The organism is Paenibacillus provencensis (assembly GCF_042678545.1).
In the GTDB taxonomy this organism is placed as follows: Bacteria; Bacillota; Bacilli; order Paenibacillales; family Paenibacillaceae; genus Paenibacillus; species Paenibacillus provencensis.
In genome coordinates, this window is sequence record NZ_JBHTKX010000006.1 from 125,718 (window position 1) to 139,777 (window position 14,060).

Annotated in this window: 8 protein-coding genes, 11 tRNA genes and 2 rRNA genes; all 21 read right to left on the bottom strand. The window is 44.3% G+C overall.

The genetic code is table 11. The annotated features are described in order from the left end of the window. Nucleotides 1–427: 427 nt before the first annotated feature. On the bottom strand, nt 428–859 hold the full coding sequence (locus ACFQ3J_RS23550) for a hypothetical protein (protein WP_251585025.1): 432 nt from the start codon (nt 857–859) through the stop codon (nt 428–430). A gap of 399 nt (nt 860–1,258) precedes the next feature. Beyond that, on the bottom strand, nt 1,259–3,091 hold the full coding sequence (gene glmS, locus ACFQ3J_RS23555) for a glutamine--fructose-6-phosphate transaminase (isomerizing) (protein ID WP_076315789.1): 1,833 nt from the start codon (nt 3,089–3,091) through the stop codon (nt 1,259–1,261). A gap of 655 nt (nt 3,092–3,746) precedes the next feature. Continuing rightward, nucleotides 3,747–5,090: a phosphoglucosamine mutase gene (gene glmM / locus ACFQ3J_RS23560; protein ID WP_091161426.1), complete on the bottom strand. Its 1,344-nt coding sequence runs from the start codon at nt 5,088–5,090 to the stop codon at nt 3,747–3,749. A 148-nt stretch (nt 5,091–5,238) separates the two neighbouring features. Continuing rightward, complete coding sequence (locus tag ACFQ3J_RS23565; protein WP_251585027.1) at nt 5,239–6,669, bottom strand: CdaR family protein; 1,431 nt, start codon at nt 6,667–6,669, stop codon at nt 5,239–5,241. Then, nucleotides 6,662–7,492, bottom strand: a complete 831-nt coding sequence (cdaA, locus tag ACFQ3J_RS23570) for a diadenylate cyclase CdaA (RefSeq protein ID WP_047913657.1) — start codon at nt 7,490–7,492, stop codon at nt 6,662–6,664. The genes ACFQ3J_RS23565 and cdaA overlap by 8 nt, the downstream gene beginning before the upstream one ends. Nucleotides 7,493–7,815: 323 nt before the next feature. After that, nucleotides 7,816–8,430 carry a zf-HC2 domain-containing protein gene (locus ACFQ3J_RS23575; RefSeq protein ID WP_251585029.1) on the bottom strand — a complete coding sequence of 205 codons (615 nt, stop codon included), beginning with the start codon at nt 8,428–8,430 and terminating at the stop codon, nt 7,816–7,818. 182 nt (nt 8,431–8,612) lie between these two features. Further along, nucleotides 8,613–9,179 carry an RNA polymerase sigma factor SigW gene (gene sigW, locus ACFQ3J_RS23580; protein ID WP_170862593.1) on the bottom strand — a complete coding sequence of 189 codons (567 nt, stop codon included), beginning with the start codon at nt 9,177–9,179 and terminating at the stop codon, nt 8,613–8,615. A 195-nt stretch (nt 9,180–9,374) separates the two neighbouring features. Next, on the bottom strand, nt 9,375–12,164 hold the full coding sequence (gene ppc, locus ACFQ3J_RS23585; RefSeq protein ID WP_091161431.1) for a phosphoenolpyruvate carboxylase: 2,790 nt from the start codon (nt 12,162–12,164) through the stop codon (nt 9,375–9,377). Nucleotides 12,165–12,504: 340 nt separating this feature from the next. Then, nucleotides 12,505–12,575: transfer RNA gene (locus ACFQ3J_RS23590), tRNA-Gly, on the bottom strand. Between the two features lie 8 nt (nt 12,576–12,583). Then, nucleotides 12,584–12,657 (bottom strand) — tRNA-Pro (locus ACFQ3J_RS23595). Between the two features lie 8 nt (nt 12,658–12,665). Beyond that, nucleotides 12,666–12,742, bottom strand: a tRNA-Arg gene (locus ACFQ3J_RS23600). Between the two features lie 6 nt (nt 12,743–12,748). Continuing rightward, nucleotides 12,749–12,823, bottom strand: a tRNA-Gly gene (locus ACFQ3J_RS23605). Nucleotides 12,824–12,833: 10 nt separating this feature from the next. Beyond that, nucleotides 12,834–12,914: transfer RNA gene (locus tag ACFQ3J_RS23610), tRNA-Leu, on the bottom strand. 11 nt (nt 12,915–12,925) lie between these two features. Beyond that, nucleotides 12,926–13,001, bottom strand: a tRNA-Lys gene (locus tag ACFQ3J_RS23615). Nucleotides 13,002–13,008: 7 nt separating this feature from the next. After that, nucleotides 13,009–13,083: transfer RNA gene (locus ACFQ3J_RS23620), tRNA-Gln, on the bottom strand. 60 nt (nt 13,084–13,143) lie between these two features. Further along, nucleotides 13,144–13,219 (bottom strand) — tRNA-Val (locus ACFQ3J_RS23625). Between the two features lie 9 nt (nt 13,220–13,228). Further along, nucleotides 13,229–13,300, bottom strand: a tRNA-Glu gene (locus ACFQ3J_RS23630). A 12-nt stretch (nt 13,301–13,312) separates the two neighbouring features. Further along, nucleotides 13,313–13,385, bottom strand: a tRNA-Thr gene (locus ACFQ3J_RS23635). 3 nt (nt 13,386–13,388) lie between these two features. Next, nucleotides 13,389–13,464 (bottom strand) — tRNA-Asn (locus tag ACFQ3J_RS23640). Nucleotides 13,465–13,517: 53 nt separating this feature from the next. Next, nucleotides 13,518–13,634 (bottom strand): 5S ribosomal RNA (gene rrf / locus ACFQ3J_RS23645). A 321-nt stretch (nt 13,635–13,955) separates the two neighbouring features. Continuing rightward, nucleotides 13,956–14,060: ribosomal RNA gene (locus ACFQ3J_RS23650) — 23S ribosomal RNA — on the bottom strand; the annotation flags it as partial.

Consider the following 14,060-nt stretch of genomic DNA (forward strand, 5'->3'; position numbering starts at 1 on the left):
AGCATCAAATCGAAGTTTACTTACCACCTCCTCTCGAAGTGCAATAAAATGCAAAACAATTTAGTTTTTGATTTGTAAATCTTACTATATTATTCTTTTGGTTAAAACCCGATATATTATAGTTAATTTGCTGATCACTATTACGATTAGGGATCGATTTTAATGAAATCACATTTGTCTCACATTATGGTTCAGTTTCCTTAGATCACAGGAGATTTATATATTTTCCTAAATACCTTTTCCCTTCTTAAACTAACCTGACCGTTAGCTCAACAAAAAAGAGCAGTTGCCGCAACCGGCAAACTTCTCCATTCTATTTTCAACTAACGTTTCCCGTTAGTCTAATGATTCTTACGTTTATTGAATAAATGAACGTATCACTTATTATTCAATTTCTTTAATTAGTACTCCTAGCCAGCTTAGATTGTTATTCACTGGAATTATATTCAATGGACTCAGAATTAATCTCTTTTGTTGCAAGAACATTAGATTTATTATCATGAAGCAAGTGCTCGAAAGAAACGCTATAATCTTTAAGTGCAATTCTCCAATTGTCAATATCTGTGGCTGACACAGTCGCTTTAGTTAAATATGTTTCAAAAATCTTTTTCTGTTGATCAATACTTGGGACTCCCTGTCCGTTAAAAGTCAAACCTAGTAAAAAAGTTTTATTATCAGAGTTATAAGCAAAGTGAGTAGTTTCTATCAGAGGTTCATCTTCTGCAATATTGAGGCTTAAATTATGCATAACACTAATTAATGTTTCTAATTTTGTTTCTTTTGTATCTTGGTTACAGGATACGAGCAGACTTACTAAAAGAAGTAAGATTAATATTATGTGATAATTATTTGTTTTCATTTATAATTTGATCTCCTATCAACACCTCAAACGCATCGGTTTTCGGCATCCCATTACCCCCGTACTATGGCCTCTGCTAACTCCTGCGGGCTCAACTGTCTGATCGAGGTATTTTAACTTCATCACAGGTACAACTGGAACACCTACCTCATCCAACAGCAAATATCTCTTTTTATTACCATTAAGAATTACTTCTTCTCTCACAACAACACTCCCAACGAAAGGCTTTTATCCTCAATATATTAAATAATTTATACTGAGCTTTAAAGCCATAGTTAATATTTCTTTTAAACAAAAAATAGAGGAGATTAGCTCATATAATGAACTAACCATCCTCTATTTACGTTACTACAATTAACTCAGTCTAATACTTTATTTTCACTGAACAGATAAAACAAATTATTCCACGGTTACGCTCTTCGCCAGGTTACGTGGTTTATCCACGTCAAGACCGAGGGCAAGAGAAGCGTAGTATGCCAGAAGCTGAAGCGGCACGACGGAAAGTGCTGGTGTCAGGATTGGCAATGTTTTCGGAATCGCATAGGCTTGATCTACGGATTTAAGCAGGTTAGCTACATGCTCTTCGTGCGTAATGACCATAACGTCTGCACCACGTGCTTTAACTTCCTTGATGTTACTTACGGTCTTCTCAAGAACGTCCTCTTGTGTTGCCAAGGCAATCACCGGAATACCGTCCTCGATCAGAGCCAGCGTACCGTGCTTCAATTCACCTGCTGCATATGCCTCAGAGTGGATGTAAGAGATCTCTTTCAGCTTAAGAGAGCCCTCTTGAGCAACTGCGTAGTCTACGCCACGGCCGATGAAGAACAGGTTCTTGTGGCTGGAGATTTGCTCAGCATAATCCTTGATCGTCTCTGCTTGATCCAGCATTTTCTCCACTTGCTCAGGCAGAGATTGCATCGCAGCAATGATGCCTGCTACCGTCTCTTCGGTTTGTGTTCCACGTACTTGAGCAAGATACAAGCTGAAGAGTGCAAATGCGATCAGCTGAGAAGTGTATGCCTTCGTAGAAGCAACCGCAATCTCTGGACCAGCTAGTGTAGCAAGCACATCGTTCGCATCACGAGCAATGGAGCTGCCCACCACGTTAGTGATCGCCAGTACATGAGCACCGTTTGCTTGCGCTTCACGGAGTGCTGCAAGGGTATCTGCTGTTTCACCCGATTGGCTGACGACGATAACGAGCGTATCGGAGTTCACGATTGGAGAACGGTAACGATACTCGGAAGCAACGTCAGTCTCTACTGGAATGCGAGCCAGATGCTCAATCATGCTGCGGCCAACAAGACCCGCATGGTACGCTGTACCACATGCGATAATTTGGATGTTCTTAATATTTTTAATTTGCTCTTCCGTCATGTTCAGATCAGGAAGCAATACTTTTTTGTGATCTGCAGAAATCCGGCCCAGCATCGTTTCACGATAAGCTTTAGGCTGTTCGTAGATTTCTTTCAGCATGAAATGATCGAATCCGCCTTTTTCAGCTGTAACAGCATCCCAGTCGACACGAATCATTTCCCGAGAAATAAAATTCCCCTCGATTGTCATCAGTTCGACAGAATCCTGCGTCAGGACTGCCATTTCGCCGTCATTCAAGATGTACACGTTGCGAGTGTATTCAAGAATAGCTGGGATATCAGAACCGATAAAGTTCTCGCCTTCACCAATACCGATGATCAGCGGGCTTGCTTGACGAACCGCAACCAGTTTATCTGGCTCATATTCCGTCAGAACGCCGAGAGCAAATGCACCGCGCATGTATGTGATTGCTTTTTGAACAGCCTTCACGATATCACCGTCGTACTCACGAGCAACCAGGTGAGAGATAACCTCCGTATCTGTCTCCGATGTAAATACACAGCCTTGGCTGATCAGCTCATCCTTCAGCTCCAGATAGTTCTCAACAATCCCGTTATGCACAACGGAGAATTTGAGGCTGTTATCTGTATGCGGGTGAGAGTTCTCATCCGATGGTTTACCGTGAGTTGCCCAACGTGTATGTCCAATTCCTGCGCTTCCTTGCAGTGGAGCTGTTTCAAGCTTAGCTTCAAGGTTAGCAAGACGACCGATAGATTTTGTAATTTGCAGACCTTCTGGAGTGAATACGGCAATACCTGCAGAGTCATATCCACGGTATTCCAGCTTCTTCAGTCCTTCGATCAACACATTTTGCGTATTCTTAGTTCCAATATATCCAACGATTCCACACATAGGTAAAATTCCTCCGATTCGAATGATTGAACATGACCGGGAGAAATGCACCATCAGCATGTAAATAGACATGAGTAAACAATAGTCTGATATGCGGGTGACTAACCCTTTACGGCAAGCTACATAGCACGAACCAGTATAATGTTCTGGAACTGTCCTGATCATTAGATGGTCTTTATACGTATGAAATGACTTCCGTCTTATCCTATGATCCATGTCACGATGACGCATATCATCACTCATGTATAGCTGAAGTATGCTCTCCTCGTGCACATTCTAATTTTGTATCACCCATCGATTCGTTGTAAAAACAGTCGCCTGTTTCTTTTCCGTTCTCGATTTACGGTATGGTGGATTACCGGGAGGTCCCCGCCGAACAATCCGAACACCCCCACCTCGTCAACTTGACCATTGTCCATTGTTTTACATAACAATGGTTCCGTACACTGGAACAAGTTCTGGCGCTTGTCATACTGTTGTAACCTCGATCCTCACTTTCTATGTCTGAATCACACAACTCATTATATGCATCTGATGTCAGTTTTGCAATGGAGCAATATACCTCCAAGCAAATTTCATCATAAATACCCAAAAAACAAACCCGTGAAACTAGACTGTAGTCACACGGGCTTATTTTAAGAGCAGGACAACCAGCTTACCCCGCCAGTTCCTTCTTAACTATACCCGCGATATGATCAACGAACTGCTCAAGCTCAATACGATCCGGTCCTTCTGCCATAACACGAATTAGAGATTCTGTACCCGATGGTCTTACCAGTACACGTCCATTGTCACCCAGCTTGTTCTCGATCATGGCGATTGCTTCCTCAATAACCGAATTGCCGTCATACTTGCTCTTGTCTTCGACACGAACATTAACCAGCACTTGCGGATATTGCTTCATCAGCTCTCTAAGCTCACTCAGCTTCTTGCCCGATTCTTTAAGCGTATTAATTAACTGAATGGCTGTCAGCATCCCGTCTCCCGTCGTGTTGTAGTCCAGGAAAATAACATGACCGGATTGCTCACCGCCCAGATTGTAACCCCCACGGCGCATTTCTTCCATCACATAACGGTCACCGACTGCCGTCTTTGCTGTCTTCAGTCCTAATTTTTCAGTCGCTTTGTAGAAGCCAATATTACTCATTACGGTAGACACAATGGTTCCATCATTCAGCTTGCCCGCACGGTTCATCGCATCGCCGCAAATGCACAGAATAAAGTCTCCATCCACTTCGGCTCCTGTCTCATCAACAGCGATTAGCCGGTCTGCATCACCGTCAAACGCAAGTCCTGCATGCGCCCCATGTCGAATGACTTCTTCCTTGAGCTTCTCAGGGTGTGTCGAACCACATTGCTCGTTAATATTGAGTCCGTTAGGCTCAGCACCGATCGTGATCACTTCTGCTCCAAGATCAGCAAATAATTTGGGAGCCAGCTCATAAGCAGCACCGTTAGCACAATCCAGTACAATTTTCAGACCGTCAAAACGGGAAGAAACCGTTGTTTTTAAGTAATCAAGATAGGCAAACTTCGCTTCTTCGTTGACAGTAACCGTACCCAGACCGCTGCCAATTGGACGAGGAAGTGTATCTTCATACGCATCCATTAATTCCTCAATCTTATTCTCTGTTTCATCCGACAGCTTGAAGCCGTCTCCGCCAAAAAATTTGATCCCATTGTCCTCCACCGGATTATGAGATGCAGAGATCATGACTCCTGCGTCTGCTTTAAGTGTGCGTGTCAGATACGCTACGCCTGGAGTCGAAACCACGCCAAGGCGAATGACATCCGCACCAATCGACAAGAGACCTGCAACGAGTGCTGATTCCAGCATGAGCCCTGAAATACGTGTATCCATCCCGATGACCACTTTCGGACGGTCTACGCCTCCTGCGAGTACATAACCTCCACAACGGCCAATACTATAGGCCATCTCTGCCGTTAATTCTTTATTAGCAACCCCTCTGACTCCATCAGTACCAAAATATTTCCCCATGCTCCTAAACTCCTTTTTGTCATATGTGAATAGTCAATTAGCAAGCTTGCTTTAGAAAAATATAAATCCAATTCAAATTCGTGCAATGCATAATGTTAAATAATAATGGCTGATACATTGTTACTGTAAAAATGGTAGTAAGCTCTTGTTAAGATGCTGGATTGGTTGCATCGGTCTCTGCACCGGAATCACCCGGGTCACCGTTCCCTTCCTGGCTCGGATCTGACTCGTCTTCATTGTCCTCCCCGTTCGTTGTACCACTGTTCTCCTCTTCCTCTCCCGATCCTGCATCGGGTTCTGTTGGTGGAGTGGTCGCTTCGGTAGAGGTGTCCTTCACCTGAACCTCGATGGTGAGGTCAGCCGATGAATTCTTGACCGTTACGTAATCCGGTGCATTGACTTGCAAGGTCACTTCATGTGTCCCTTCCGCCAAATCACTTGCATCTGCAATTAGCTCCAGATCCGTCGCGTCTATGTTATCCAGCATATTGCTGGGTCCGGAAATGGTGATATCCTTTAAGCCGTCTCCTGGCCTTGTAACAGCCGCTTCCAGACTGCCTCCTGGCTCTTCAATTACGATAGGGACATCACGTATCACCTTTTCCGTATCCTGCACCTCGTCGGATAATGCAACCGTCACCTCTAATTGCACGGAGCTCGGCTCGATTTTCTCAAAACCGGAGGGCGGCGTCAAGTCCACGTTAACTGTATGTGTTCCCGCCTCCGAGATCTGGCTAAGGTCCAAAGTCACTCCATTATAGTTCTCGACTCCTGCCAGCAACTCCTGACTTCCATATAAAGTGACTTCATTTACATTCGGCTCCACTTGAGATAAGGTCAGACCGTCCGGAAGCTGTCCGGTGTAATGCACCTTAAATGGGACATTGGTAAACTGCTCCGTAATCGGCACTTCGACGGCAACCGATTCAGGCTCTATGACAGCTCCTTCAATCTCATTACCATCCAGATCGAAGGCTTTGAGCCGCACTCTCTTCTCACTTACCGTATCTGTTGCACCTTCAATATCAATAGTCCCTTCGACTTTGCCTACGGCCGCAAGCTGGCTCTCGGGAAGCGTCACCTTAACAGGCTCCGCAGGTGTAACTACCGGGTCTTCAGCCAAGTATCCTGCAGCAGGCTGACCAGTAGGTACGATGCTCACATCGAATGTATTCGTTCCCAGCTCTTCCACAGTCACCGTCACCGTAGAAGGCTCCATCTTAACGAACTCAACTCCATTTGGCACAACATGGCTTAGCGGTAATGTGCTCGTCCCTGGCCCTACATTGCTAAGATCCAGCCGGACTTTATATTCATCTGTAAAAACAGAAGTCAGTACCGACCGTTGTCCCCTGACCTGCATCTCGACTTCTGTTGCATCTACAGACGTAAGTACATACTTGGATGAATCGATGCCATAGGGTTCAATTGTAATATTATCAATCACACGAGGCTCTACAGATGCGGTTGTCGTTGGTGTGGGAGTAACATCGTTCGAATGAACCATCGCCCACAGCAGCAAACTGATAGCCAGCGCCAATATTTTGGTAAAATTGTTATTATTGAACCATTTATCCATTACCTTGGCCCCCCTTCCGTTTCCAGATCGAGTGCCTCTTTTCTTTAAGCGTTGAAGAAGGACGAAGCTCTTCATGCAGTTTAGAGATCAAAGATTCCTCTTTAATATCCCTCACCACTTGTCCATTAATCGCTAAGGATACCTGCCCTGTCTCCTCAGACACGACAATCGCTACTGCATCTGCCACTTCGCTTACCCCTATCGCTGCACGGTGCCGCGTTCCGAGTTCCTTGCTGATAAAAGGGTTCTCTGACAAAGGCAAATAGCAAGCAGCGGCTGCAATCTGTTTCCCTTGTAAAATAACTGCTCCATCATGAAGCGGTGTATTTGGTATAAAGATGTTGATCAGCAGCTCGGAGCTCAGAACAGAATTCATTTTGATTCCTGATTCAGTATATTCATTCAACCCCGTTTCGCGTTCAAACACAATGAGAGCTCCAATCTTGCGCCGAGAGCAATAATTCACAGCCTTAATAATTTCATTCGTAAAACGACTGAACTCCTCGTCATCCGCTGTGATCCGGTTAAACCATTTGCCACGGCCCAATTGCTCAAGCGCACGACGAAGCTCCGGTTGGAAGATAATAAAGAGTGCCAGCACCCCGAAAGTAAATAACTGGTTCATGAGCCACTTCAGCGTGTAGAGATTGAACCAGGTGCTGACTACCCACACGACTACTAGCAGTAGTATGCCCTTCAACAGCTGTACAGCACGGGTCCCACGAACAAGCAGGATAATGTGGTATATGATATACCCTACAATTAAAATATCTATAATATCCTTAATGGCCTCTTGCCATGTCAAATCCGCAAAATAGTTCATGCGATTGCCCCCGATATTCCCTAGTTGAGTAATGTCCACATTCGTATATCTGTAATATAGATTGAACTAAGCTCGTTATAGTCCTTTATGGTTTATAAGGGCTCAGGCATGATAGGTATTCCATCATTCGCTCATTCTATAGAATTAGTTGTAGTATGTTCTTCATCATATCTAGGTTATAACGATAAAGTGCAAGTTGCAAGCAAGCTCGTTATTCCTTTCCCAATTATTATCATTATACCCTGAAAATATTAAAAAAAGAGCCCTCATAACAGAGGCTCTCTGGTTTTATAAAGGAAACGTTCTACTATTGTAAACATTTATTAGCGGTAAGCTACGACATTCATCACATCTGTTAACTTATACCAAATCCAGTCCAGCGCTTGATCTATACTCTTGATTTGTCCTGAAATATGAGCTGTAGAGGCCGTCATATAATGACCATCAATAATCGTTAGGTTACCCTCCACATTACCGTATACTTTCGCAGTCCCATTCTCGACCGTCAAATTCCCTGTAATCGACTTGCCCTCGGGTACAATGACATTGTTCCCTTCGATTACAATCTGGTCTAGATCATCTCCGCTGACAATCAACTGGTTACTCTGGTCCCAAAAGCTGATTGTACTGGAAAACATCACGATTACAAAAATGGCTGCAGCAGTTAAGGCCGGGTGTCTTTTGACCCACTTCAGCCATGGCTGCTGTTTCTTTGGTTGTGGTACAGCACTCATGATCCGATCAGTCAGCTCATCTGAAGCAGACGGTGAATAATGTCTCATTGCGAATAATAACATATCCGTCTGTTCTAACTCTTTAAACCGCATGCGGCAGTCGGGACATGTCGACAGGTGACTCTCGAGCCCGCTCTTTTGGGACAACGATAGTTCATCATCTAAATATTCATGCATTAAAGAGGTGGTTTCCTTGCAGTCCATATGAGCATATCCTTTCCTCTAGATCTTTGAAGTCTTATTCGCCATATAATTATACAGACATAAGACTTGCTTCAATTAAATACGAAGCATATTTAAGAACGTTTCAATAATTTATGCATCATTTTTAAAAAAGGAGCCGAATCAATTTCATAACCTCTTTGATAAAATAAGAAATTGATTCGCTACAATTTGAATTCTAATTTCTTGCGCAAAAATTCACGACCTCTATGTACTCTTGTCTTAATGGTTGTGACAGGCATCCCCAATACATCACTGATCTCCTGAAGAGATAGATCCTGTAAATAACGGAGCACCATGATCGACTTGTACTTTGCAGGCAGTGTTTCAATTGCATCACGAATAATCCGCTGCGTCTCAGACAACAGCGCTTCACTCTCAGGGGTCCGGTTATCGCTTGGAATCATGGCATATCCATCTGTCCCCTCCTGATCTCCGAGCTCGGCATCGAGTGAGTAGGAGGGTTTCTTTCTACGGAGTCTATCGATACATAAATTGGTTGCAATTCGATATATCCATGTCGAGAATTTCTGCTCTGGATCGTATTTCTCCATATTCCGGTATACTCTCAAAAATGTTTCCTGCACAATATCTTCAGCTTCATGTCTATTGTTCAGCATCCGATAAGCCAAATGAAACAATTTATCCTTATACAATTCCACTAGTTCAGCGAAAGCCCGTTGATCACCCTTAAGTATTAGATTGACCAACCTATTCTCCAAATTATCCACCATTTATTCCCCCAGACTTGCTGATGGGTCTTTCGTACCGTTTATATCCCTAAAAATACATCATTCAAATCGTAAATCATGTGCAGTTAAAAATCAATCATTTCTACTATCAATTGTCAAAAAAAACGGGAACTCTCCTACTTAAGATAAGAGAGTTCCCGAAGATTGAACCCAGTTCAATATTAATGGGTTTCATCAACCCGTGTTCCGCATTCCTGAAGCAATGCCGTTAATCGTAAGCAGCACTTCGCGTAGCAATTCAGAGTCATCTCCGTTTTGTTCACGCAATGCACGAAGCTCAGTGAGCAGTTGCACTTGCAAGTAGCTTAGCGGATCGACGTACGGATTACGCAAGCGAATGGATTCTTGGATCACAGGAACATTATCCAGAATATCCTGCTGTCCTGTAATTTTTAGAAGCAGATCCTTCGTCAGTTCAAACTCTTCTAGTATTTTGCCTTTGACACGGGCACGGATTTCATCATCTTGTACCATGGACGTGTACTGCTTCGATATATTCATATCCGCTTTGCCTACCGCCATCTGCACGGTATCAATCAATGTACTGAAGAACGGATAGTTCTTATACATACCCTGAAGCACCTTCAGATTCTCCTCTTTGCCCTGGTAGAAGCTCTGTAGGCCTGTACCAGCCGCGTACCATGCAGGGAAGAGATAACGGCTCTGTGTCCAAGCAAACACCCAAGGAATGGCGCGCAAGTCCTCAAAACGGTTACTGTTCTTTCGTTTAGAAGGTCTGGATCCAATATTAAGCTCACCAACCTCAGGTAACGGCGTAGACTCCTTGAAGAAATTGAAGAAGTCCGGATCATTGAATACAAGATCTTGGTACTTCTTAAGAGAAGCTTCTGAGATCGATACGATAATCTCCTTCCAAGCCTCTTCTTCAATCGGTTTCTCCACACTTGCAACCATAGCAGACGTCAGAAGAGCAGATGTCGCCTGTTCAAGACTTCGATAAGCGATTCCATGTAGGGAATAACGTGAGGAGAGAACTTCTCCTTGTTCCGTAATCTTGATGCCTCCACCAATGGTATGAGGCGGCTGTGCCATAATACTGCGGTTTAGCGGCATACCGCCGCGACCAAGCGCTCCTCCACGTCCGTGGAAGAACTTGAGTTTTATATTATATTCCTGGCTCACTGCTGTAATTTCATTCATGGCTACTAGCAGCTCCCAGTTTGCTGTAACAACTCCGCCGTCTTTGTTGCTATCCGAGTAACCCAGCATTATCTCCTGCATATCCTCCATCGCAGATACACAATTACGATATACCGGCAATTCGAATAACCGTTTCATTATCGCCGGTGCTTCATGCAAATCCTCAATGGTCTCGAACAACGGCACAGATTGAATCGTACAAACAATAGAGCCATCTGGTTCTCTACGGTAGAGACCTACTTCTTTGGCAAAGACCATTACTTCTAGCAGATCACTAGCACCTCGGGTCATACTGATCAGATAGCTGTTGATGCAGTTTCTACCGTATTCCTTCTGGGCTCTATAGATCGTGCGATATACTTCAAGACATTCCCGCGTGCTATCACTGTAGCTGAAATGTGAAGAGGTCAATGGCCTTGGATCACTTAACAAACCGGCAAGCAAATCGATCTTTTCTTCCTCAGACAGAGCAGAATAATCTTCCACAATGTTCATATGAGCCAAGATTTCCTTCATGGCATTCTCATGCTCTTGGCTGTGTTGACGAATATCTAAAGTCGCTGTATGGAACCCAAACAGCTCCACTTGGCGAATAATCTTTTTAACATAAGTGTCTGCGACATAATCGGCATAATGATATCTCAAGCTGCGATCAATTAGCTTCAGGTCGTTAATCAATTCCTCCGGTGAAGCGTAACGGTCTGGCTGGCCGATTTTGTTGTCATCAAGCACATTGTTCAGCTTGGAGATCATGTAGGCGATTTTAATGCGATAAGGTTCTTTCTCATTCCGCCATATATCCGCTTGCTTAAGAACAACCTTCTGACGATCTTCTTCGATAGAATTCATGAGCTCTTCTGATACTGTAACGATATTCGTGCTGAAGCTCAGTTTACCCATTAATTCAATCAAGATACGCTGATATTCACGCAGGGCGAGCTTACGCTGCATTCTAAGGGTCTCCCAGGTAACGTCAGCCGTTACAGATGGGTTCCCATCACGGTCTCCGCCAATCCAGGAGCCAAAACGCAAATAAGTAGGTACATGCCAGCGATGTTCTGGATAATACTTCTCTAGACAGCGTTCAAGCTCTTCATAAACATCCGGCAATACATGGAACAGCGTTTCGTGGAAATAATACATTCCATTCCTTACTTCATCAAGCACGGTAGGTTTGCGATCACGTAGTTCGTCTGTTTGCCACAGCGTAATGACCTCGTTTAGCAGCTTCTCACGAAGCTGTTCACGTTCGCGATGCGTAAGAGTTGGATTATCCAAGAGCATAACATCTTCAGATATACGTTTATGTATATCAAGAATAACTCGACGAGAGGCTTCTGTTGGATGTGCGGTCATGACCAGCTCCAAGGACATTGTTTCCAAAATGCTCTGTACCTCGGTATAGCAAAACCCTTTATCCTTCAAAGATTGCACAGCCTTTTCGATAGAACCTGGTTGTACAGCCTCTCCCGCAGAACGCTCGTAATCCCGTTTACGGCGGATTCGATGATTCTGCTCTGCGATGTTCACCAATTGAAAATAAATCGCAAAAGCACGAATAACTTGATGACGTCGATCCGAATCAAGCCCCTGTATCATGCTGATAAACTCCTGGAACAATTCAGGTGTATTCTCAGCCCGCAAGGCCTTGCTCGTCTCACGAATCTTCTCAACAACGTTCAGGAGTTCGTTCCCTCCTTGATGTACCAGAACCTCACCAAGTATATTACCTAGAAACCTCACATCCCGACGCAACAAATTATTTGAATTGTTTTTGTTCGCGGTTGCCATAAGCTCTGTCATGCATATCCTCCTATCTCCAGCTGAATACAAAGTTAATCGTCCGTCATAATTGACACCTTCATAACATGATACAATAAAAATCAGTTAAAATCTTTAGTTTTGTGATAGAAAATACAGGTTTTTTGACATTTTTCGAATAGAATATTCAGTTATACTTCGTATTTCTACACCCTTATCTTCACATCAACGCGCCTGAAGTAGAAAATGCATTCTGATTCTAATTATAGATAATTTTTACATCAAGTGCTTATGAAAAATAGACCACGCGCGTGACCCAACAGGAGTAAATATACAAAAAAAAGCCCATCCAGAAGATCAGGCTTTACAATAAGTATAATGAAGCGGGTGATGGGAATCGAACCCACGCTACCAGCTTGGAAGGCTGGAGTTCTACCATTGAACTACACCCGCAAATACAATCGGGATGACACGATTTGAACATGCGACCCCCTGGTCCCAAACCAGGTGCTCTACCAAGCTGAGCTACATCCCGATAGTAAATGGCGCGCCCTGAGAGATTCGAACTCCCGACCTTTTGATTCGTAGTCAAACGCTCTATCCAGCTGAGCTAAGGGCGCAAAATATGGAGCGGACGACGGGAATCGAACCCGCGACCCTCGCCTTGGCAAGGCGATGCTCTACCGCTGAGCCACGTCCGCAAAAAATCAATGCGCGTGAAGGGACTCGAACCCCCACGTCAAAGACGCTAGATCCTAAGTCTAGTGCGTCTGCCAATTCCGCCACACGCGCATATGATTAACTGGTGAGCCATGAAGGACTCGAACCTTCGACACCCTGATTAAAAGTCAGGTGCTCTACCAACTGAGCTAATGGCTCATATAAATGGCTGGGGATATAGGATTCGAACCTATGCGTGACGGAGTCAAAGTCCGTTGCCTTACCGCTTGGCTAATCCCCAACATTTTATATGATGATTATTTTCTTCATATAGTATATCCAATATTTACGAAATAAATAATGGTGGAGACTGAGGGGATCGAACCCCCGACCCTCTGCTTGTAAGGCAGATGCTCTCCCAGCTGAGCTAAGTCTCCTTATTAAAGTGACCCGTAGGGGATTCGAACCCCTGTTACCTCCGTGAAAGGGAGGTGTCTTAACCCCTTGACCAACGGGCCTTGCAATATTTAAGCTCTCAACCGGGATCGAACCGGTGACCTCATCCTTACCATGGATGCACTCTACCTACTGAGCTATGAGAGCATATGGCTCCCCGAACAGGACTCGAACCTGTGACAACTCGATTAACAGTCGAGTGCTCTACCAACTGAGCTATCAGGGAATATTAACTAGTAGTCAACACATCTCTCAGTATAAAACTGAGTAAGGATGTTTGCTTGGCGGCGTCCTACTCTCCCAGGACCCTGCGGTCCAAGTACCATCGGCGCTGGAGGGCTTAACGGTCGTGTTCGGGATGGGTACGTGTGGAACCCCTCCGCTATCGCCACCAAACGAGCATTTGTGCAACAAATGCGATCCGCGTTGGTTTCGGTACATCACATGAGTGTGTATGAAACCAAAAGCGTTTTGATTTTTCGAAGCCTTCGCTTCTTGAAAAATCATCTGAAAAATCCACGCTTCACGTTAGAATCGGTACATCACATAAGTGTGTATGATTCTATAAGTGTGAGCTTTTCAATTCAAGGATTTACTCCCTGAAAACTAGATACGAAACAATTTTGGATTTATTGCTTTCCCCGTTATTCTCGGGGTCCCCGCAAAGTATTCGGAATTTACTCCGGAAGCATTCGCTTCACTTTGTGGGGTGTTTTTTTGGATAAGCCCTCGACCGATTAGTACTGGTCAGCTCCATGCATTGCTGCACTTCCACCCCCAGCCTATCTACCTCGTCGTCTTCAAGGGGTCTTACTAGTTGGG

Bases quoted from the DNA above. Each gene is read 5' to 3' on its own strand.
- glmM (WP_091161426.1), bottom strand. From the start codon at position 5,090: ATGGGGAAATATTTTGGTACTGATGGAGTCAGAGGGGTTGCTAATAAA.
- ppc (WP_091161431.1), bottom strand. From the start codon at position 12,164: ATGACAGAGCTTATGGCAACCGCGAACAAAAACAATTCAAATAATTTG.
- glmS (WP_076315789.1), bottom strand. From the start codon at position 3,091: ATGTGTGGAATCGTTGGATATATTGGAACTAAGAATACGCAAAATGTG.
- ACFQ3J_RS23550 (WP_251585025.1), bottom strand. From the start codon at position 859: ATGAAAACAAATAATTATCACATAATATTAATCTTACTTCTTTTAGTA.
- cdaA (WP_047913657.1), bottom strand. From the start codon at position 7,492: ATGAACTATTTTGCGGATTTGACATGGCAAGAGGCCATTAAGGATATT.
- ACFQ3J_RS23565 (WP_251585027.1), bottom strand. From the start codon at position 6,669: ATGGATAAATGGTTCAATAATAACAATTTTACCAAAATATTGGCGCTG.
- ACFQ3J_RS23575 (WP_251585029.1), bottom strand. From the start codon at position 8,430: ATGGACTGCAAGGAAACCACCTCTTTAATGCATGAATATTTAGATGAT.